This window comes from Vicinamibacteria bacterium (genome assembly GCA_035620555.1).
In the GTDB taxonomy this organism is placed as follows: domain Bacteria; phylum Acidobacteriota; class Vicinamibacteria; order Marinacidobacterales; family SMYC01; genus DASPGQ01.
This window is the reverse complement of record DASPGQ010000763.1, coordinates 1-20,207: the sequence shown is the minus strand read 5'-3', so window position 1 is coordinate 20,207 and position 20,207 is coordinate 1. Positions and strand designations below refer to the sequence as shown.

Below are 20,207 nucleotides of genomic sequence, written 5' to 3'. Positions count from 1 at the left end.
TCCGTTCCTTTCATTGTAAACCCCGTGCGCACTTTTCGATTCCATCCGCCGCTCGGTGACCTGGAACAGCCGTTTGCTGGCTCGAGAACCGCCTACAGGTTCCTCTCTTGCCGAACGGCGCGCAACGACATCCAGCTCTTCACTCCCGCCGACAGCGCGTGGCGGCGCTCCTCGCGGCGAACTACCGAAGCATCTCGCACCCAGTTGAGCTGAAGGGCCCGGCGCTCGCCCACGAACGGAGTGTGTCCGTGCCAGGCATTGTCGGTGCACCGAAAGAACACCGCCGTGCCGAGCTCGGGACGCACCTCGGCGAAGAAGTCGTCGAGGCTCGAGGAGGATCGAAGCAACCGCAGCAACCCTCCGTCCCCCGTCCATCCCTCATTGAGGTAAACGAGGACGGTAATGAGCTTGACGGAAGTGTCGGTGTGGATGCGCCCGTCCTTGGCACGGGCACGGCCGCGGACGGTTATCAGCGTGGGACGATCGGCGAGGTCGATGTCGAACTTCTTCTCGACGACCTCCCGAAGGTCGCCCCCCTGAAGCGCGTCCACGAGGGCTTGAAACGCCGGGCCATAACGCAGCTTGCTGAGAGGAAAGCTTCCCGGATGGGGCATCTCGGGAAAATCACGAAGGATCGGGGCGAACGCGTCCTTCCTAACGAAGCGAGGCACGACGAAATGCGCGAAGGGCGAGTGCAATAGCGGCGTGTGCCGCACCGCGTCGAGGTCGATCATCGCGAGCCCAGCTTTCTTCGCACCGCCGAAAGAACGTCCTCGACCTCGATGGAGGTCATACAAACGTTGCCGAACCCGGGACAGCGCTGTTTGTAACAAGGACCGCAGGCCACCGTTTTCAACACGACCTCGTCCGCCTCGCCGAACGGCCCGTTCCGAGCGGGATCGGTGGGCCCGAAGATCCCGACGACAGGAACACCCAACGCCGAAGCAACGTGCATCGGGCCGGTGTCGCCGCTCACGAGGAGTCTGGCTTTCCGGACGAGTGGCATCATCTCCCTGAGCGATGTGGCGGGCGCGACCTGCGCCGCGGAAGCCGAAGCCTCTGCGACCTCCCGGGCCAGGCCCTGCTCACCCGGGCCCCAGGTGATCAATGTGGGGAGTTTCCATTCCCGGTAAATGGCGGCGGCGAGGGCCCCGAACTTCTCGGGACTCCACCTCTTGGTGGTCCAGGACCCTCCCGGGTTCACGACCACGAAGTCGGTCAAGCCGAGTCCGGAAAGCGTCGCTCGTCCGACGGACTCGACCTCTTCGGACACGGCGATGGGGAAGGAGCGCCGGTCGCTTTCGATCCCGAGGGCCGTCAGGAGGTAGAGGTGACGATCGATCGCGTGCGCCCGGTTGCCGTTTGGATGAACTCGTTCGGTGTAGAGCCACCCGGCGACGCGCTCCTTCAGCTGATCGTCCGCAAAGCCGATGCGCCGGTTCCCCTTGGCAAGAAATGACGAGACCGAGGATTTGATGGTTCCCTGCAGATCCAGCACGGCGTCGTAGCGGCGCGCTCGAATCCTCCGGACGCTCGACCGGATCTCACTCCACGTCCTCCGCGAAAGCAGGCGGCGGCGCCACGCCAGGGTGTCGACTTCGATCACCTCGTCGATGTCGGGATTGTCCCGGAGCACCTCGCTATGCCGCCTTTCGACGAGCCAGTCGATGCGGGAGTCGGGAAACCCCCTCCTCAACGCGGAGACGGCTGGCAGCGTGTGGACGAGGTCTCCCAGCGAGCTGAGACGTACCACCAGAAAAGACGGACCCACGCCGCGAGGTTATTCCGGATCCGCGGGCGTGTCCAGCGCTCGAAAGGCCTTGGTCAGCTGCTCTTCGAGGGCCCGCGGCGAGACGCCACCTTCCGTATCACGGAGGGCGATAGAAGCTTCGAAGCTCCAGACCGAGGTAACGTCGTCGTCGAACGCGGAAGAGATCTCCTCGAGCTGCTCGAGCGAAAGCGCCTGGGGCTCGACGCCCATCTCGCTCGCGAGGGCGAGCACGCGTCCGACGGTCTCGTGCGCGGTCCGGAACGGAACACCCTTGCGGACGAGATACTCGGCGAGGTCGGTCGCCAAAAGGTCCGAGGAGAGGGCCTCCGCCATGGCGTGCTCGTTCACGACGAGCGTGCGCACGATCCCGTCCATCACCGGCAGCACGAGGGCCAAGGTGTCGAGCGCGTCGAAAACGGGCTCTTTGTCTTCCTGGAGATCGCGTTGATATCCAGTGGGCAAGCCTTTGACGGCGGTGAGGAGAGCCACCAGGTCACCGATCAGCCGACCCGCCTTTCCTCGAGTCAGCTCGAGTCCGTCCGGATTCTGCTTCTGCGGCATGATGCTCGAGCCGGTCGCGTACCGCTCGTCCAGGGAGACGAAGCCGAACTCGGCCGACGAGAAGAGAATCAGATCCTCGGCCATCCGCGAGAGGTGAGTCCCGAGGATTGCGGCAGCCGTGAGAACCTCGATCAGGTGGTCACGGGCGGAGACGGCGTCGATACTGTTGGGGAGAACGCCGTCGAAGTCGAGTGCCTCGGCCAGCCTTTTGCGATCGACGCCGAAAGGGTTCCCCGCGAGAGCTCCCGCACCGAGAGGAAGCTGGCGGCAACGAGATCGCGCGGCCGCGAGCCGCGAGCGGTCGCGCTCGAGCGCCCAGAAATACGCGAGCAGATACTGAGCGAAGACCACGGGCTGCCCGCGCCGGAGGTGCGTGTATCCTGGCAGCATCGTCTTGGTGTGGGCCTTTGCTTTTTCCACCAAACTGGACTGGAGCCGACGCAGCTCCTCGATCCGAACCGCGATCGCTCGCGCCACGTAGATGCGCAGCTCGGTCGCGGCGAGGTCGTTTCGGCTCCGTCCGGTCGGAAGCTTCGCCGCAATCTCCGGGGAGATCTCTTCGGCGAGAGTCCGCTCCACGGCGGTGTGGATGTCTTCGTCGTCGAGGGGAGGCTCTTCTCGAAGCCTCTCCCCGACGCGGTCGAGTCCCGCGAGGAGGGTCTCGAGCTCGTTGTCGCCGAGAAGGCCTACGGCATGGAGCTCACGCGCGTAGGCCCGATTGACGTCGACGTCCTCGGCCCAGAGCCTCCGGTCGAAATGAATCGAGTGGCCGAGCCTTTCGAGCTCCGGCGCCGTGGGCGCTCGGAATCGGCCACCCCAGAGCTTCACCGAACCCCGGAGCCCACCCCTTCGAGTTGATTCTTCTCCTGCCATTTGGCGAGCACGGGAGAGAGTGTCGCTAGCCGAGCCTTATGGGTCAAGTAGCGAATTCTCTGCGGCAGACCGAGTATGCGGATGAAGCCCTCGGCGTCCGCCTGCTGGTAGACGTCGTCCTCGCCGAACGTCGCGAACTGCTCGGAATAGAGGCTGAAGGGCGAGCGGCGGCCAACAGCCTGCACCGTCCCCTTGTAGAGCTGGACCAGGACTTCGCCGGTCACGGTCTCCTGGGTGGACTCGACGAAAGCATCGAGGGCTTCCCGCAGCGGAGAGAACCACTGGCCGTCGTACACGAGATCGGCGTAACGGTTCGCGATGATCGTTTTGAAGTGAGAGGTCTGGCGGTCGAGGGTGATGCTCTCGAGCGCGCGGTGGGCTTCGTGCAGAATCGTCCCGCCGGGCGTTTCATAAACCCCTCGAGATTTCATTCCCACGAGACGGTTCTCGACGATATCGAGCCGGCCCACGCCGTGTTTTCCGCCGAGCGCGTTCAGATTCTCGAGCAGCGCGACCGGCTCCGCCGCGCGGTCGTCCACCGAGACCGGTGTCCCCCGTTTGAAGCCGATGGAAACCAGCTGAGGCTCATCGGGAGCTTCATCGGGCGAGGCCGTCAACTGATACAGGTTCGCGGGCGGCGGTGTCCACGGGTCCTCGAGAACGCCTCCTTCGTGGCTCAAGTGCATCAAGTTTTGGTCTCGGCTGTAGATATTCTCCTTGCTCTGCTCGACGGGGATGCCATGAGCCGCGGCGTAAGCGAGCGCGTCCTCGCGGGAACGGATGTTCCAGATGCGCCAGGGAGCAATCACTTCGAGCTCGGGGGCGAGCGCCTGATAAGTGAGCTCGAATCGCACCTGATCGTTGCCCTTGCCGGTGCAGCCGTGCGCCACGGCTTCCGCTTTCTCGTCGATCGCGATCTCGACCTGTCGTTTCGCGATGATGGGCCGCGCGAGCGATGTGCCAAGAAGATAGGTACCTTCGTAGCGCGCTCCCGCGCGGATTGCGGGAAACACGTAATCTCGAACGAACTCGGAGCGCAGGTCCTCGACATAAGTCTTCGAGGCGCCGATGGCGCGCGCCTTGTTCGCCGCCTTTTGGAGGTCTTCTCCCTGGCCAACATCGGCGAGCATGGCGACGACATCGCAGTCGTAGTTCTCCTTGAGCCACGGAATGGCGACGGAGGTGTCGAGCCCTCCCGAATAGGCGAGAACGACCTTCTTTCGGCCCATGTGTCGAGTTCTCCTTTCAGCTATCAGTCGCATAAGAATATCACAGCGATGCATAATCATGCAAAATTTCTGACCCGGCCAGGCTCCGGGCGCCGGGAGCCACTGAGCTGTTCATCACAAAAAGGTACCGGAATCACGATTCCCTCCTTGCCGACGCGCTCCGCGAAGCGGAGGGCAATCAGGCGCGCGCGGCACGTTCGCTCGGCGTCCGCTACCACCAGCTCCGCCACTACCTGGCCAAGCACCGGCTGGGCGAAGAAAGCTAGCATTGGGCTCAAACCGTCCAGATTTCGCCCAACACGCGCTGGAAGTTCCCTCCGAGGACGAGAGAGATGTCGGCGTCGTTGTAGCCCCGCCGAATCAATCCTTCGGTGAGCAGGTACGTTCGCTTGGTCTGGGTCATCTCGTCCATATCGATCTTGTGGCGGAAGCGGTATTGCGCCCGGTAGCGGCCTCCGGTCTGCTCCCAGTCGTCCTTGCTCTGCGCGTCATAGCCGCCGCGGATGTCCGTGTCCGAGCCGATCCCCAGGTGCTCCACCCCGACGAGCTTCGCGACATGATCGTAATGATCGAGGAGATGCTCGATCGTCGTGGGCTCGGAGTCGCGCACGAAGCTCCGCACCGCGGTCATCCCCGCGACGCCGCCCTTCGCCGCCATTTTCTTGAAGGTCTCGTCGGTCTTGTTCCGGGGGTAGCCGGGGTTGAGGGCCCTCGCATTGGTATGAGTGAGCAGCGGCGGTTTCGCCGAGGCTTCGATACCGTCGAGCGTCGTCTGGTCGCCGCAGTGACTGAGATCGACCGCCATCCCCACCTCGTTCATCTTCTTCACGACGTCGATCCCGAAGTCGCTGAGGCCTCCGTCACTGCGGTCCATGCAGCCGGTCCCGATGCGGTTCTGGGTGTTGTAGGTGAGCTGGGAGACCCGCTGGCCGAGGCCGAAGAACAGGTCGATGTCGTCGACCGTGCGGAAGTGATCGGAGTTCTGGAGCCCGAGAAGAAAACCGATCTTTCCCGAGCCGTTCAAATCCCTCAAATGCTCCCGGGTGGTGATGCGGAGAAACCATTCCGAATGGTGGGCGAGAAAGCCGTTCCACTGCGCCGCCCACTGGAGCGCTCCGGCGAAGGCGTCGTCTCCGCTCGTGTCCCCGGTCGTGTCGTGAAACAGATCGATCCCCGAATCGCGATAGAGGCGGAGCTCGGCTTCGGTGAAGCTCTCCGGCCGGCGGAGCCACTCGCTCCTTCGCTCGGAGACGATCGAGAGCGGCGCGAGCATGTCGATGACCGTCGACTCCTCGACGAGCTTCAATGCCCGGGCCGAGAACTCCTGCTCTTGGGAAGTTCCCGCGAACAGAAGAAAGCGACCGCGCTGGATCATCGGGGCCAAGACGGCGCCCGAAAGAGCGCCCCCACCGAGCTTCAAGATTTTGCGTCGGGAATGGGTTCTTCGCATGAGTTCCCTCCAGGCGCCTGGCGCCGTCCCGCTATGATACTCGGAGGCGAGCCGAGCTCTGATCCGGTTGCCCGCGACCGCTTCCCGTAACTAACGAAAGAGATCGCCGGAGAGATACTTGAGGCCGGTATCGACCGCCACGGTGACCACGCGGGCTTCCTCGGGCAGTCGGGAGGCCATCATCCGAGCGCCAACGACGTTCAGTCCCGAAGACGTGCCGGCAAAGATCCCTTCCTCTCTCGCGAGGCGAAGTGACATCTCACGCGCGTCTCGCTCCTCGATGGCCCATACCTCGTCGTAGAACTCCTTTTCGAGCAGAGGAGGCACGAAGCCGACTCCGACGCCTTCGACACGGTGCGGGCCCGCCCGACCTTGCGTGAGAACGGGAGACGAAGCGGGCTCGAGGGCGACGATCCGGGTGCCATGGCGCTTCAACGTTCGACTCACGCCGACCAACATGCCGCCCGTTCCTACCGCGCCCACGAACGCTTCCGGAGCACCATCGAGCTGGGCGAAGATCTCACGACCGATCCCCGAGTAGCCCTCGACGGCGTCATGGCTTCTGAATTGGTTCGTCCAATACGCGCCCTCTTCTCGAGCGATTCGTGCGGCCTCGCTCCTCATCCTCTCGAGGAGGTCCGGTGTGATCCGACCTTCCTCGCTGGGAACGATCGTCACCTCCGCGCCGAGCGCCCGCATGGTGTCGAGCTTTTCTCGAGAGTAGGCGTCGGAGGAGACCAGCTTGAGTCGATAACCTTTCACGGCGCACACCAGGGCGAGCGAGGAGCCCGTGCTTCCCCCGGTGAGCTCGACCACGGTGGCTCGGGGAAGAAGCAGGCCCCGCGATTCCGCACCTTCGATCATCGCCTTCGCCATCCGGTCCTTATAGGAACCGGTGGGGTTGAACTGCTCGAGCTTGACGAAAATGCGAGCTCCCCTGGACGGCGCCAGGCGGGTGAGCTCGACCAGCGGCGTGTTGCCGATCGTCTCGAGAACGCTCTTCGTCGGGCGGGGCGGCCCCGTGAGTTTCTTCGTCAAGAGACGATTGCCGTGAGGCGCCCCATCATGCACCGCCTCGGGCGATGGGCTCTCGGAGGCGGGACCGTGCGCCCTTTCGCGCTTCGTGCAGGGACTGCAGGCTTCGCGCAACGTCGCCACCTCGTTTCAGCGCCTCGATCCCCGACACGGTTGCGTTCGCACCGGTGAGCGTGGTGACGCTCAGGATCCCGAGCTGCAGCGCCGTCCGGCGCAACGCCCGCTCGTCGTAGAACGACTCCCGGCCGAGCGGCGTGTTGATGACGAGGTCGATCTCGCCACTCAACATGTGGTCCACGACGTTGGGGCGCGCTTCGTTGACCTTGAAGACCCGCTCGACAGCGAGTCCGGCGGCGCGAAGCTCGGCAGCGGTTCCCCGCGTCGCCATGAGGCGGAAGCCGAGCCTTGCGAGGCGACGGCCGAGGTGAACGACACCCGCCTTGTCTCGATCGTTGACCGACAGGAACACCGTCCCCTCTACTGGGAGCTTCTGACCCGCGGCGATCTGTCCTTTCGCGAACGCCATGCCAAAATCATCCGAGATCCCCATCACTTCTCCGGTTGACTTCATTTCCGGCCCGAGCAGTGTATCCACGCCGGGGAACTTCGCAAACGGCAGCACGGGCACTTTGACCGCGACGTGCGGCACCTCGAGCTCCTCGGGGAGGCCGAGCTCCTCGAGCTTCGTGCCGAGCATGACGCGAAGCGCGGCTTTTACCAGCGGTGTTCCCGTGGCTTTGCTCACGAAGGGAACCGTCCGCGACGCGCGCGGGTTGGCCTCGAGGACGAAAACGGCGCCGTCCTTCACCGCGTACTGGACGTTCAAGAGTCCTTTGACCTGAAGGGCCTGGGCAATTCTCCGGGTGTAGGAGCGAATGGTCTCTAGGTCCCTGGCTTCCACCAAGTAGGTCGGGAGCACGCACGAGCTGTCGCCCGAGTGGATCCCGGCCTCTTCGATATGCTCCATGATCCCGCCGATGACTACGTCGGTTCCATCGGAGACCGCATCGACGTCGACCTCGAAGGCGGCCTCGAGGAACCGGTCGATGTACACCGGGTGCTCGGGCGAGGCCTCCACGGCTTCCTGAAAATAGGACTTCAGCGTCGTGTCGTCGTATACGATCGCCATGGCGCGACCCCCGAGCACGTACGACGGTCGCACGAGGATGGGATAGCGCAGGGACTCGGCGGCCCGCAGGGCTTCCTCGAGCGAGCGTACCGTCGCACCCTCCGGCTGCCTGATGTCGAGCTCGCGAAGCAACGAGGAGAACCGGTGGCGCTCCTCGGCGATGTCGATACTGTCGGGCGACGTGCCGAGTATGGGAACGCCCTCCCGCTCGAGCGCTCGCGCGAGCTTGAGGGGAGTCTGTCCTCCGAACTGCAGGATGGCGCCCTCGGGCTTCTCTACCCGGACGATGTGGAGCACGTCCTCGAGGGTGAGCGGCTCGAAGTAGAGGCGATCGGCGGTGTCGTAGTCGGTCGACACCGTCTCGGGATTGCAGTTGACCATGATGCTCTCGATCCCGGCCTCTCGAAGCGAGAATGCCGCCTGACAGCAGCAATAGTCGAACTCGATGCCCTGGCCGATCCGGTTGGGGCCGCTTCCGAGGATCATCAACTTCCGACGCCGGGAGGGCATGACCTCGTCTTCGGACTCGTAGGTGGAGTAGAGATAGGGCGTGAAGGACTCGAATTCCGCGGCACAGGTGTCGACGCGTTTGAACACCGGTGCCAACTCGCTGCGTCGGGCGCGGATCTCGCTCTCGTTGGCTCCCTGAAATGCCGCCACCTGGCGGTCGGAGAAGCCCTCGCGCTTCGCTTCCGAGAGCAGCTCGTCGGTGAGCTCCTCGGTCTCAAGCCGCCTCCTCAGTTGAGCCAGGATCGAGAGCTGCTCGACGAACCAGGGATCGACGCCGGAGACCGCGGAAATGCGCGGGACCGGCCAGCCGCGCGCGAGAGCCGAGAACAGGACGGCGAGACGGTCGGGACGCGGCACCCGAAGCCGACTCTGAATCTCGGCGTCGTCCATCGGCGGGCCTTTCACGATGCCGACGCCCTCGTCGGTCAGCTCCAGCGATCGGGTTGCCTTCAGAAGAGCTTCGCGGAAGTGGCGCCCGATCGCCATCACCTCGCCCACCGACTTCATCTGGACTCCGAGCGTGGGGTCGGCCAGAGGGAACTTTTCGAAGTTCCAGCGAGGGATCTTCACGATCACATAGTCGATGACCGGTTCGAAGCTCGCGGGAGTGGTGCGGGTGATGTCATTCTCGATCTCGTCGAGTCGATAGCCGAGCGCCACCTTGGCCGCGATCTTGGCGATGGGAAAGCCCGTCGCTTTGGATGCGAGCGCCGAGCTCCTCGACACTCGCGGGTTCATCTCGATCACCACCATCCGTCCCGTCAGGGGCTCGACGGCGAACTGGATGTTGCTCCCTCCGGTCTCGACGCCCACGGCGTCGATGACTATGCGCGCCCAGTCACGCATCTTCTGGTATTCGACGTCGGTGAGAGTCTGCGCCGGCGCCACGGTGATGGAATCACCCGTGTGAACGCCCATCGGATCGAAGTTCTCGATGGAGCAGACGACGGAGAAATTCGCCGCCGCGTCCCGCATCACTTCGAGCTCGAATTCTTTCCAGCCGAGGAGCGACTCTTCGATCAGGACTCGCTTCACCGGAGAGAGCCGGAGACCGCGTCCGACGAGCTCGGTCAGCTCCTCCCGGTTGTAGGCCGTTCCTCCTCCCGTTCCCCCGAGGGTGAAAGACGGACGGATGATCGCGGGGTAGCCCAGGGTTTCGGTGAGCTCGAGCGCCTCATCGATGCTACCGACGTAGCCGCTCTGGGCGACTTCCAACCCCGCGGCGAGCATCGCCTGTTTGAAGCTCTCGCGGTCCTCGGCGAGCTTCACCGAATGCACTCTGGCGCCGATGAGACGTACGCCGAGACGTTCGAGAACTCCGCTCTCGGAAAGCTCCACCGCCAGGTTGAGCCCCGTTTGGCCGCCAACCGTCGGCAGGATTGCGTCGGGACGCTCGCGCTCCAGAATCGGTACCAGGTGATCGGCCGTCAGAGGCTCGATATAAGTGGCGTCGGCGATCTCGAGATCGGTCATGATCGTGGCAGGGTTGGAGTTGACCAGAACGACGCGCACTCCCTCCTGCCGGAGCACCTTCGCCGCCTGCGTTCCCGAATAGTCGAACTCCGCGGCCTGTCCGATGACGATCGGCCCGGAACCCAGAACCATTACGCTTCGAAGAGTCGGGTCTTTCGGCATGGTCAGTGCAACATCTCGAGATATCGATCGAACAGATAATCCGCGTCATGCGGACCGGGGGAAGCCTCGGGGTGGTACTGAACGCTCATCGCCCGGGCGTCCTTGAGGCGAAAGCCTTCCAGAGTTCCATCGTTGAGGTTCTCGTGCGTCTTCTCGACGGCGAGCCCGTGGAGAGATTGAGGGTCCACGGCGAATCCATGGTTCTGCGAGGTGATCTCGACGGCGCCGTCGGACAACCTCTTCACTGGATGATTCGCGCCATGGTGGCCGAACGGGAGCTTGTACGTCCGCGCTCCCGCGGCGAGGCCGAGAACCTGATGACCGAGGCAGATTCCGAGAATGGGCACACGACCCAAGAGCTCCTTTACCGCGGAGACGGCATAATCCAGCGGGGCGGGGTCCCCCGGACCGTTCGAGAGGAGGACTCCGTCGGGTTGGTATCCGAGCGCCTCGGGCGCGGGCGTTTCCGCGGGAACTACAGTGATGCGAGCACCGCGACGAGAAAGAGAGCGCAAGATGCCTTTCTTGATACCGAAGTCGTAGGCGACCACGTGGCAGGTCTCCTCACGGGCGGGAGCCATTTCGTACGGCTCGTCGCAGCTGACCCTTCGCGCTAGATCGGCGCCCGCCATCGAAGCTACCTCGCGCTGGACCTGCTCGGCCGAGACTCGCTCCGGAGAAAGGATGGCTCGCATCGCCCCGCGGGTGCGAATGTGACGGGTCAATGCGCGGGTATCGATCCCTTCGAGACCAGGCACCCCGTGCTCGGCGAGATAATCGGCGAGATTACCTCTCGCGCGATGATTGCTCGCGATGGGAGAGAGATCCTTGACGATGAGCGCCTCGAGCTGGATACGGTCCGATTCGGCATCGTCGGGATTGATTCCGTAGTTGCCGATGTGGGGATAGGTCAGGGTAACGAGCTGCCCGCAGTAGGAGGGGTCGGTCAGAATCTCCTGATAGCCCGTGAGGCCGGTATGGAAGACGACCTCGCCCCTGGCCTCGCGCGCGGCGCCAAAGAACCATCCCTCGAAAACGCGTCCGTCTTCGAGGACCAGAAAAGCTCTATCACCACGCTGCACTAAAAGGCCATTTTATTCCAAGCCGGCGGTCGGATGCTACACTCCGAAGGCATGCTCGGCCCCGATTGGGGCGGCGAGAACCTCGTCGTCATCAAGGAGACCCGGCTCTCCAGAAAGCCGGCCAGGGGAAGCCTCACCGTGGCCTGTTCGAGCGTATCGCTCCTCGTCCTGAGCTCGCTCGTTTACTGGACCAACACGCTCGGCCTCGCTGAATTTCTCTCCGCGAGCCGGGATGCGGTCTTCGTTCGAGGAGAATACTGGAGGCTCGGCACGTCGATCGGAGTTCATGCCGACCTGGGGCACCTTCTCGCCAACGCCCTTCCGTTCGGCGTGCTGTCGTTCCTCCTCTACGGTTACTACGGAGCTCTGGTCTATCCGGCGCTCGTACTGTTTCTCGGCGTGCTCGTTACCGCGCTTGCCGTCAGCACCTATCCCGCGTACATCTCGCTCCTCGGCGCTTCGGGCGTCGTGTATCTCATGGCCGCCATGTGGCTGACGCTCTACTTGCTCGTGGATCGAAGGGTCGGTCTCCAGAAGCGAATCCTGCGCGCGGTCGGCTTTTGTCTCATCGTGCTCGTACCCACCACCGTCGAGCCGACCGTGAGCTATCGCGCCCATGCCATCGGATTCGGGCTCGGCGTCGCCGCGGCACTCGTCTACTTTTCCAGGTGGAGGGACTCGTTCCGATCGGAAGAGCGGATAGAGCTCGAGTAACCGACGACGTTTCCCGTGATGCGATCGAGGGCGTCATTCGCGATCGCGGGTCGAGTAGGCGAGGGCCATCGCGCGCTCCGTCACTTTCGCGTAGAGTCTCTCGAGCGAGCCTCGTATCTCCGGGTGTGATTTCCAGAACGACGGCATCCCGAGGCGCTTCAAGAGCGACGCCGACACGGCGGGCGGCTCGATCGCCAGGGAGATCGCGTCGAGACTTCCCCCAATCCTCCAAAACCGTTCGATCGCCTCCTCGTGGCTAGAGCCGACCTCCGGGACCGGCACGTGCCCGGCGGCCTCCGCGGCGCGACGGAGGCGAAGCTCTCTCAAGATGCGGTCTCGAGCTCGGCCTCGCCAAAGAAAGAGGAGGAACGGATCGTCATCGAGCCGCTCGGCCAATACGAAATGAAGCGCGGCGATATGCTTGCAGGGAGCGACGGCGTCGGGGCAGGAGCAATCCATCGACAGCTCGTCAGGCGTCGCCGGGAACAGGGAAAGCCCCACTGCAGAAAAGGCCTCCTCGATGTTCTCCGGCATCTCTCCCCCCAGGAGCTTGGCGGAGAACAACGCCTGTGACGCGAGCGCGCCCACCGCGCGCGCCCATTCGGCGTCGGAAAAGACCCGCAGGCCGACTTGGCTCCGATACGGCTCGAAGCGCGACCCCTGTACGCGAGCGCTGACGAGGCCCGGCTCGACCTCGAGGGCGAGGACGCGTTGCGCTCGCGCGTAACGCTTGCCCCGCTCGAGCCTCCGGGCGAGACCAATGGATTTCATGACCGCCCAGAAGCGGTTGCGCCACCACTCGTTCCCTGAGCGGATGTCGTCGCTGTTCGTCATCTAATCTCCGATGGCTTCCCGGCGAAGCTCGAAGAGGTCCCTGAGGCTCTCGGTCGATAGCTCGGTGAGAAAACCCTCCCCGGGCTGGACCACCGTCTCCGCCAGCTCCTTCTTTCTCTCGGCCATCGCGTCCACACGCTCCTCCACGGTTCCGGCACAGATGAACTTGTACACCGACACCGAACGAGTTTGCCCGATGCGGAATGCGCGGTCGGTGGCCTGATCTTCGACGGCGGGATTCCACCACCGGTCGAAATGAAAGACGTGTCGCGCTTCCGTCAGATTGAGACCGAATCCACCGGCCTTGAGAGAGAGCACGAAGATGGGAGCCGCCGAGCCGTCTTGAAAAGTCGCGATCATCTTCTCGCGCATGGCCGCGGGAACCCCGCCGTGGAGGAAGAGGACCTCGATCGATAGCTGTTCGGCAAGGTGGCGCCTGATGAGCTTTCCCATCTCGGCGTACTGAGTGAAGACGAGAGCCCGGTCCTCTTCGGCGAGCACTTCTTCTAGCATCTCGGTCAGCCGCGTCAGCTTTCCCGACCTCGAAGCCAGAGTGCTTCCATCCGATAGGAAGTGCGCTGGATGATTGCAGATTTGCTTCAGTCGCGTGAGGGCTGCGAGGACCTGCCCCTTTCTTCCGATGCCGTTTCCGGCCGCCTCGATCCGCTCGAGGCTCTCCTGGACCACCGCCTGGTAGAGCGTCGCCTGCTCCGGTGTGAGCGTGCAGTAGACCTTCATCTCGTTCTTCTCGGGAAGATCACGGATCACGGCGGGGTCGGTCTTGACTCGCCTCAAGACGAAAGGCTCCACGAGCCGTCGAAGCTCAGCGGTGGCGGCGGCGTCGCGATAGCGTTCGATCGGAAGGGCATACCGCCGCCGGAACCTCACCTCCGAGCCCAGATAGCCGGGGTTGAGAAACTCCATGATCGACCAGAGCTCCTGGAGACGATTCTCCACCGGGGTCCCGGTGAGGGCGATGCGCTTTTCGGCTGCGAGCTTTTTCACGGCGCGGGTTTGTTTCGCGCGGGGATTCTTGACGTTCTGCGCCTCGTCCAGCACGATCCCGCCCCAGGCCACGGCACCGAGCCTTTCGAGGTCGCGGTGAACGAGACTGTACGTGGAGACCACGAGGTCGTGCCTCCCGGCCTCGCCGCGAAAGGCCTCGCCCTCGGCTCGCGCGATGCCGTGATGGATCAGAACGCTCAGTTCCGGCGCAAATCGCTCGGCTTCCTTGCGCCAGTTGCCCACCACCGAAGTGGGGCAGATCAGTAGAAATGGCTGGTCGAGCTCCGACCGCTCTTTGAGATGAAGCAGAAGCGCCAGCAGCTGGATCGTCTTTCCGAGCCCCATATCGTCCGCGAGACAGGCCCCCAGACCCCATCGGCTCAGGAAGCCGAGCCAAGAGAGCCCCAGCTTCTGGTAAGGTCGCAATTTGCCCCGGAAAGTTCGAGGGGTTTCGAGGTTGGGCAGGCGCTCTCGCCCCGAGAGCCGCGATAGCAGCTCGTCGAGGAATCCGCTCGCGTTGAGCTCCGTTACCGGGAGACCTCCGTCTCCGCGCCGGCCGAGCTCCATGGCAACGACGTCTCCCAGAGTCATCTCCGGCAGGGCAGGCTTCGATTGAAGGGCGGTGAGAACTTCTTCCACTCTCTGGGGAGCGAGCTCTACCCACTGGCCTCGAACGCGTACCAGCGGCCTCTTCAGATCGGCGAGCTCGAGGAACTCCTCTCGGCTGAGCGTGTCTCCTCCGAGTGCCACGCGCCAGTCGAACTCGACGAGCGAGTCGAGCCCCAGACGACTCACGACGTTTTTCGGACTCGACGCCGATGGTTGGACGCGCAGGCTCAAACCGAGGCCGTGGCCGCGCTTGCCCCACCAACCGGGAAGGAGAACGCCGAAACCGGTGTCGCGTAGCAGGAACGCACCCTCGGTGAGGAATCGATAGGCATCGTCGACGTCGAGTGAGCACGACTCCGGCCTGGGTAGTCTCAGACTGTCCTCGAGTGGCGGAAACAACGATGCGGCCCGCCCCAGCCCTTCGAGCACCATTTCCTGCGGCCTCGCCAGGTAGCGCTCCAGGTGGCGCCAGCTCGCCCCACCGTGCTTCCAGATGCGTCCCACGGGAACGAGCACGCTCTCGTCGTCGACGGCCTGGAGGAAGAACCGCAGGCTCCAGGATTCTTCAACCGCGGGAGGATCGAGACGAAACGCGATGCGAAACGGTGCATCGGCGACCTCTTCCGCCCGCGCTTGCCAGCTCTCGAGCTCCTCGGCGATAGCCTCGGCGTCGTCGGACTCGAAGCGCCCATTACGGGCGAAGAGCGATGCGGCGAGCTCCTCGCCTGCAGTCTCGACGAAACGGGTTCGCAAGCGAAGTCGGGACGCAGCCCGTCTCACGAAATGATCGACCATCGTACTCACGAAGCCGCGCAGCAACGCATCGGGCTCGGCGTTGCGTATCAACCAGCAAGCGGGCGGCATCGCCGATCTGAGAGCATCGAGCCGGTCGGCGTCTTCTTCGACGAGCGGCTCCCAGAACGACCTCGAACCCACGACACCGGGAAGGAAACGCTGTCGTGCAAGGAGCTCGAGGGTAAAGCGAGCCGCAGCGCACCAGAACCGGATGTCCGCTCCGGAACGGAGCACGTGAGGATCGAGCTCCTCGGGAGCGGGCAGAGTCACGAGCCAGGTGAGTCCGGATTCGGGAGACAGCGTCAACCCGTGTACCACCCAGGGCGCGAGCCGCGTCGCCCGCGGTCGATCCTCCCAACGGAGCTCGGGAGAGGCAACCGGCGAGCCATCGACCGAGGGCAGGAACAACGGCACCGAGTCGGCCATCGAGTCCTCGAGAAGGCTTCCCGATGCCAGGGGTCTCAAGAGCTCGGCCTCGAGGCGGTCGCGGGCAAGCTGGAAAGGGTGGCCACCGTCGGGAGCCGGGAGGCCACCGGCGGAAGAGGCCTCGGCCCAGAGGAAGAATCGACTCCTATCGGGAAGCCAAGTCCCGTGTGCGACGATCACGCGAAGAGAATGCCGAGCTCAGACTCGGGAATCAGAGTTGGCGGAGAGGGTGGGATTCGAACCCACGTGCCCGGCTATCAACCGGACAAAGCGCTTTCGAGGCGCCCCCGTTACGACCACTTCGGTACCTCTCCGGATGGTGATTGTGCCGCCGCCGTCAATCCGGGTCGCGACGGTAACTAAAGAACTCTTGAAGTATCTTCTTACAATCCTGTTCCAGGACACCCGATACTACCGACAACCGGTGGGGTATCCCAACTTGGCTCAAATCGACGATCGATTGGACCGCGCCGAACTTGGGCTCGGCAGCTCCGTAAACCAGCTCGCTGATGCGGGCCTGGGCAATGGCACCGACACACATCATACATGGCTCCACCGTCACGTAGAGCGTCAGCCCTGGCAACCGGTAGTTGCCGAGCTCTCGCGCCGCCTTTCGCAAGGCGACGACCTCGGCATGGGCTGTGGGGTCGACGGCGTGGATGGGCTGATTGAACCCAGAGGCCACGACGTCCTGCTCCCTCGCCAAAATGGCCCCGATCGGAACTTCGCCTAGGTGAAGCGCTTGTCTGGCTTCATCGAGGGCGAGCCGCATCATTCGCTCTCGGGTCCCGATAACCCCTCCCTCGCTCGGTTTCGAGAATACTCGTTTCATCTCTCTTTGCGCAACTCGCCTCGAGCTTCCCCGAGCGGTGAGAGCCCACGGTGTAAGATCGCGTCAGTGCAATCGTGGAGGAACGATTTTATCGCTGGCTCGAGCACCTCGACACCCGCCATGCGAGCTCCTTGACGTTTGCCGAGCTGCGCGGCGGCGTCGTCGCCCTGTCGCGCATCTACGTGGAGGAACGCGCCCGGCTCGGGCGAGGCGCTGTGTTCCAGGGTCGAGCGAAACGGGCGGCCTTCGCCTGCTTCTACACTCCGCTCCACTTCCTGGTCATCCGCAGGATAATCGACGAGCTCGGCTTAAAAGACCCCGCGCCCCGACGTATCCTCGACCTCGGCTGCGGTCTGGCCGCGGCGGGCGGTGCCTGGAGCCTCGCCGCCGACGGCAAGCCGTTCGTCGTCGGCATCGACCAGAGCCGGTGGTGCGTGCTCGAGGCGCGAAGAAGCCTGGCTGCGCTCGGTCTTCGAGGAACCGTGAGACGCGAGGCGATCGGTCGAAGCCGCATCCCCACGGGCTGCGATGCCGTAGTGGCGGCCTATTCTGTCAATGAGCTCGACCCCGCCTCGCGCCAGATACTGCTCGATCGCCTGCTTCGGGGCCGCGCGAGCGCGCTCGTCGTCGAGCCGGTAGCGCAGCGGCTCAACCCCTGGTGGGGCGAGTGGAACGACGCTTTCGTCAGCGCCGGTGGAGAGGGCAACCTGTGGCGTTTCCGCTGCGATCTCCCCGAAAGGCTGAAGTCGCTCGACCGAGCATCGGGACTCGATCACGGCGTTCTCAAGGTGCGCTCGCTCGTGCTGCGAAAAGACTCTTGACTTAATGCTAAATTTCTAGCATAATCCTCGCCATGGCGAAAAAGAGCTACTTCAGGCTTTCCAATCGGGAGCGTCAGATCATGGACGTGCTCTACCGAGAGGGAAAAGCCACCGCGGCCGAAGTCCGCGAAGCGCTCGTCGATCCGCCGAGCTACTCGGCGGTCCGCGCGACACTCCGGATCCTGGAGGAGAAAGGTCAAGTCCGGCACGAAAAAGACGGCCCGCGCTATTTGTTTCGCCCCGCGGTGGGACTGGACAAAGCCAAACGAACCGCGGTGCGTCACCTGCTCACGACTTTTTTCGACGGCTCCGCGGAGATGGCCGTCGCGACTCTCCTCGACGAGTCCGCGTCCGATCTGTCGACGGCGGAATTCGAGCGGCTCAAGGAGCTCATCGAACAAGCAAGTGTCAAAGGAGACCGTTCATGAACGCCCCCGACTTCGGTGTCGTAGTCGCCGTCAAGGCGACCGTGGTTCTGGCCCTCGCTTTCGGCTTTGGCTTCGTGCTGCGTAAGGCCTCGGCCTCGGCCCGCCATCTTCTCTGGACCGTGGCGTTCGCATGCCTGGTCGCGATACCCCCGCTCACCTATCTATCGCTCTCCAACGATTCGATCCGGATCCCCGTCGCGGTGTTGGCGCCCGAGCCGACGCCGTCCGCGGCCCCCGGTGTCGTCACCGACGTTTTTGAGCGCGCAGCGCCGGAGCGTCGCGCCTCAGAGCGGGCGACGCCGGCCGCCGCACCCGTTTCTTCCTGGGAGTGGTCTCAGCTCGCGCGGGCGAGCTGGATCGCCGGCGCGCTCGTGCTTCTCGTGCGGCTCGGAACGGGGCTGGTGACGAGCGCACGCGTGCGCCGACATTCGGAAGAGATATCGGACCCGGGATGGCACGATCTGCTCGACGGAGCGCGCGATCAGCTGTGCCTTCGTCGCGCGGTCGACATTCGCTTCAGCGACGATACGGAGCTTCCGATGACGATCGGCTTCTCGCGGCCGGCCGTTCTTCTTCCCCGGGCCGCCGAGGAGTACGACGCGGCACTCCGGAGCGCGGTGCTCCTCCACGAGCTCGCTCACGTCAAGCGGCGGGATTGCACGTCACAGGTTCTCGCCCAGCTGGTCTGCGCGCTCTTCTGGTGGAACCCGCTCGCCTGGCTCGCCGCGCGTCACATGCGGCTCTTGAGCGAGCGAGCGAGCGACGACCTCGTCCTCGAGGCGGGAGCGAACCCCTCTGACTACGCGCACGATCTCCTCGAGATGGCACGAAGCCTTCATCGAGAAAGAATCACGCCGCTCGCCAGCGTCACCATGGCCCATCGATCGCGTTTCGAGGAGCGGCTGCTCGCGATCCTCGATCCCAACGTCGTCCGATCCGCGGTCTCCTCCCGCGTCGTGGTACTCATGGCCGTTGCGTCCGTTCCTCTCGTCGTCGCGCTCTCGCTCGCGGTTCCCACCAAGGCTTACCGAGAGTCGCCCCGGCAGGCAGACCGCTCGCCCCTCGTCGAGGAGCCCGAGCGGGAAGCGGCCTCTGCGTCGGCACGCTCTCAGGAATCCGCGCAGCCGGCTCAAGAGGAGCAACCCGCTCAAAAGGACCAGTCCGCTCAACAGGAGCCGGCGGTCACTCGAGTCAGCGAGCCGGCGTCGGAAGTCGCCCGCAAGGCGCTCGCGGAAGCGCTCGAGGACGAGGAGGCTTCCGTTCGAAAGCAGGCGCTCGAAGCACTCATTCGGCTCGAAGATCCCACTGTGGTCCCTCACCTGAAGCAGGCGCTCGGAAACGACGATCCCGAGATTCGGGCCAAGGCGGCGTGGGGACTCGCTCATTTTCAGTCGGAAGACTCGGGCGCGGCTCTCGTGGATGCCTTGGGGGATGAGAACGCGTCGGTGCGCGAGCAGGCCGCCTGGGCATTGGGAAGTCTGGAGACCGAGGCCGGCGTCTCGGCGCTGGTCTCAGCCGTCAGCGATGACGCGGACGCCTCGGTCCGGGAGCAGGCCGCTTGGGCGCTCGGGCAGATCCAGTCGGCGACGGCGGTGGAAGGGCTCGTGCGAGCTCTTTCGGATGCCGACCCCAACGTGCGAGAACAGGCCGCTTGGGCGCTCGGGCAGATCGAGTCCGAGACCGCAGTGGACGGACTGGCTCGCGCCCTTTCGGATGCCGATGCCAACGTGCGAGAACAGGCTGCCTGGGCGCTCGGGCAGATCGAGTCCGAGGCGGCGGTGGAGGGGCTCGTGCGGGCCATCTCGGATGCCGACGCCAACGTGCGGGAGCAGGCCGCTTGGGCTCTCGGCCGGATCGAGTCCGCGACGGCAGTGGAGGGGCTCGTGCGGGCCCTCTCGGATGCCGACACCAATGTGCGGGAGCAAGCCGCATGGGCCCTCGGAATGATCGGTGATTCGCAGGCTGTCGATGCCTTGAGCCGCGCCCTCAAGGACGAGGACGCCGACGTGCGGGAACAGGCCGCATGGGCGCTCGGTCAAATCGCGGGCGGCCACGACGACGGGAATCCGAATCCCAACCCCAATCCAAACCCTAATCCCAATCCCAATCCCAATCCGAGCCCGAACCCCAATCCCAATATCGACGTTGGAGTAAAGCGCGATTTCCGACAGAACAGCCGCGGGGTCTCACCCCTCAAGGGTGCCGTGCTCTAAGCAGGCTGATGAAAAGGTACAGCCCAGCCTGCGCGAGCGGAGCGAGCCCGGCGCGCTTGCCGCGCCGTAGGCAGCCCGAGCCGTGGCGGCCCGGTCGATTACAGGTCCCGCCACGGCATTAATCACGAGGATAAAGGATGGCAACAAAGAAGACGACAAAGAAGAAGACGAAGAAGACCGGGACGGATTCGGGATCGGGATCGGAGACGTTCTCCTTCCAGACCGAGGTGCAGAAGCTCCTCGACCTCATGGTCC

Annotated in this window: 16 protein-coding genes and 1 tRNA gene; 5 read left to right on the top strand and 12 right to left on the bottom strand. The window is 64.2% G+C overall.

All coding sequences use genetic code 11. From position 1 onward, the window contains the following. Positions 1-92 precede the first annotated feature (92 nt). Genes VEK15_30585 through VEK15_30570 form a run of 4 tightly spaced genes read right to left on the bottom strand, consistent with a single transcriptional unit; the run spans position 93 to position 4,434 of the window. On the bottom strand, positions 93-734 hold the full coding sequence (locus VEK15_30585; GenBank protein HXV65081.1) for a 2OG-Fe(II) oxygenase: 642 nt from the start codon (positions 732-734) through the stop codon (positions 93-95). After that, entirely contained in the window at positions 731-1,771 is a 1,041-nt protein-coding gene (gene waaC / locus VEK15_30580; GenBank protein HXV65080.1) for a lipopolysaccharide heptosyltransferase I, read from the bottom strand. The genes VEK15_30585 and waaC overlap by 4 nt, the downstream gene beginning before the upstream one ends. A gap of 9 nt (positions 1,772-1,780) precedes the next feature. Beyond that, the gene (gene argH / locus VEK15_30575; GenBank protein ID HXV65079.1) at positions 1,781-3,205 is read right to left on the bottom strand and encodes an argininosuccinate lyase; all 1,425 of its coding nucleotides are present in this window, start codon (positions 3,203-3,205) and stop codon (positions 1,781-1,783) included. Next, the gene (locus VEK15_30570) at positions 3,157-4,434 is read right to left on the bottom strand and encodes an argininosuccinate synthase (protein HXV65078.1); all 1,278 of its coding nucleotides are present in this window, start codon (positions 4,432-4,434) and stop codon (positions 3,157-3,159) included. The genes argH and VEK15_30570 overlap by 49 nt, the downstream gene beginning before the upstream one ends. Positions 4,435-4,499: 65 nt before the next feature. On the opposite strand from VEK15_30570, the gene VEK15_30565 reads away from it, so the two are divergent. Further along, positions 4,500-4,700, top strand: a complete 201-nt coding sequence (locus tag VEK15_30565; protein ID HXV65077.1) for a helix-turn-helix domain-containing protein — start codon at positions 4,500-4,502, stop codon at positions 4,698-4,700. 8 nt (positions 4,701-4,708) lie between these two features. Here the strand turns inward: VEK15_30565 and VEK15_30560 are convergent, their stop codons facing one another. From VEK15_30560 to carA, 4 genes are all read right to left on the bottom strand, one after another. Next, positions 4,709-5,884: a membrane dipeptidase gene (locus VEK15_30560; GenBank protein HXV65076.1), complete on the bottom strand. Its 1,176-nt coding sequence runs from the start codon at positions 5,882-5,884 to the stop codon at positions 4,709-4,711. A gap of 90 nt (positions 5,885-5,974) precedes the next feature. Further along, entirely contained in the window at positions 5,975-6,922 is a 948-nt protein-coding gene (locus VEK15_30555; GenBank protein HXV65075.1) for a cysteine synthase family protein, read from the bottom strand. A gap of 25 nt (positions 6,923-6,947) precedes the next feature. Then, the gene (gene carB, locus VEK15_30550; protein HXV65074.1) at positions 6,948-10,193 is read right to left on the bottom strand and encodes a carbamoyl-phosphate synthase large subunit; all 3,246 of its coding nucleotides are present in this window, start codon (positions 10,191-10,193) and stop codon (positions 6,948-6,950) included. A 2-nt stretch (positions 10,194-10,195) separates the two neighbouring features. Continuing rightward, a complete protein-coding gene (carA, locus tag VEK15_30545) occupies positions 10,196-11,275 on the bottom strand; it encodes a glutamine-hydrolyzing carbamoyl-phosphate synthase small subunit (protein ID HXV65073.1) in 1,080 nt (359 codons plus the stop codon). A 33-nt stretch (positions 11,276-11,308) separates the two neighbouring features. Here carA and VEK15_30540 point away from each other — a divergent pair, with 33 nt between their 5' ends. Next, the gene (locus VEK15_30540; GenBank protein ID HXV65072.1) at positions 11,309-11,989 is read left to right on the top strand and encodes a rhomboid family intramembrane serine protease; all 681 of its coding nucleotides are present in this window, start codon (positions 11,309-11,311) and stop codon (positions 11,987-11,989) included. Between the two features lie 33 nt (positions 11,990-12,022). Here the strand turns inward: VEK15_30540 and VEK15_30535 are convergent, their stop codons facing one another. From VEK15_30535 to tadA, 4 genes are all read right to left on the bottom strand, one after another. After that, the gene (locus VEK15_30535; protein ID HXV65071.1) at positions 12,023-12,823 is read right to left on the bottom strand and encodes a hypothetical protein; all 801 of its coding nucleotides are present in this window, start codon (positions 12,821-12,823) and stop codon (positions 12,023-12,025) included. Continuing rightward, positions 12,824-15,838: a DEAD/DEAH box helicase gene (locus tag VEK15_30530; GenBank protein HXV65070.1), complete on the bottom strand. Its 3,015-nt coding sequence runs from the start codon at positions 15,836-15,838 to the stop codon at positions 12,824-12,826. A gap of 38 nt (positions 15,839-15,876) precedes the next feature. Further along, positions 15,877-15,972, bottom strand: a tRNA-Ser gene (locus tag VEK15_30525). 23 nt (positions 15,973-15,995) lie between these two features. Further along, positions 15,996-16,490 carry a tRNA adenosine(34) deaminase TadA gene (gene tadA, locus VEK15_30520; GenBank protein HXV65069.1) on the bottom strand — a complete coding sequence of 165 codons (495 nt, stop codon included), beginning with the start codon at positions 16,488-16,490 and terminating at the stop codon, positions 15,996-15,998. Between the two features lie 74 nt (positions 16,491-16,564). On the opposite strand from tadA, the gene VEK15_30515 reads away from it, so the two are divergent. The 3 genes from VEK15_30515 to VEK15_30505 are packed head-to-tail and all read left to right on the top strand — an operon-like array spanning position 16,565 to position 19,952. After that, positions 16,565-17,311, top strand: a complete 747-nt coding sequence (locus tag VEK15_30515; GenBank protein HXV65068.1) for a class I SAM-dependent methyltransferase — start codon at positions 16,565-16,567, stop codon at positions 17,309-17,311. A 32-nt stretch (positions 17,312-17,343) separates the two neighbouring features. Then, the gene (locus VEK15_30510) at positions 17,344-17,739 is read left to right on the top strand and encodes a BlaI/MecI/CopY family transcriptional regulator (protein HXV65067.1); all 396 of its coding nucleotides are present in this window, start codon (positions 17,344-17,346) and stop codon (positions 17,737-17,739) included. After that, entirely contained in the window at positions 17,736-19,952 is a 2,217-nt protein-coding gene (locus tag VEK15_30505) for a HEAT repeat domain-containing protein (GenBank protein HXV65066.1), read from the top strand. Before VEK15_30510 ends, VEK15_30505 begins: the two co-directional genes overlap by 4 nt. The last annotated feature ends 255 nt before the right edge of the window (positions 19,953-20,207 follow it).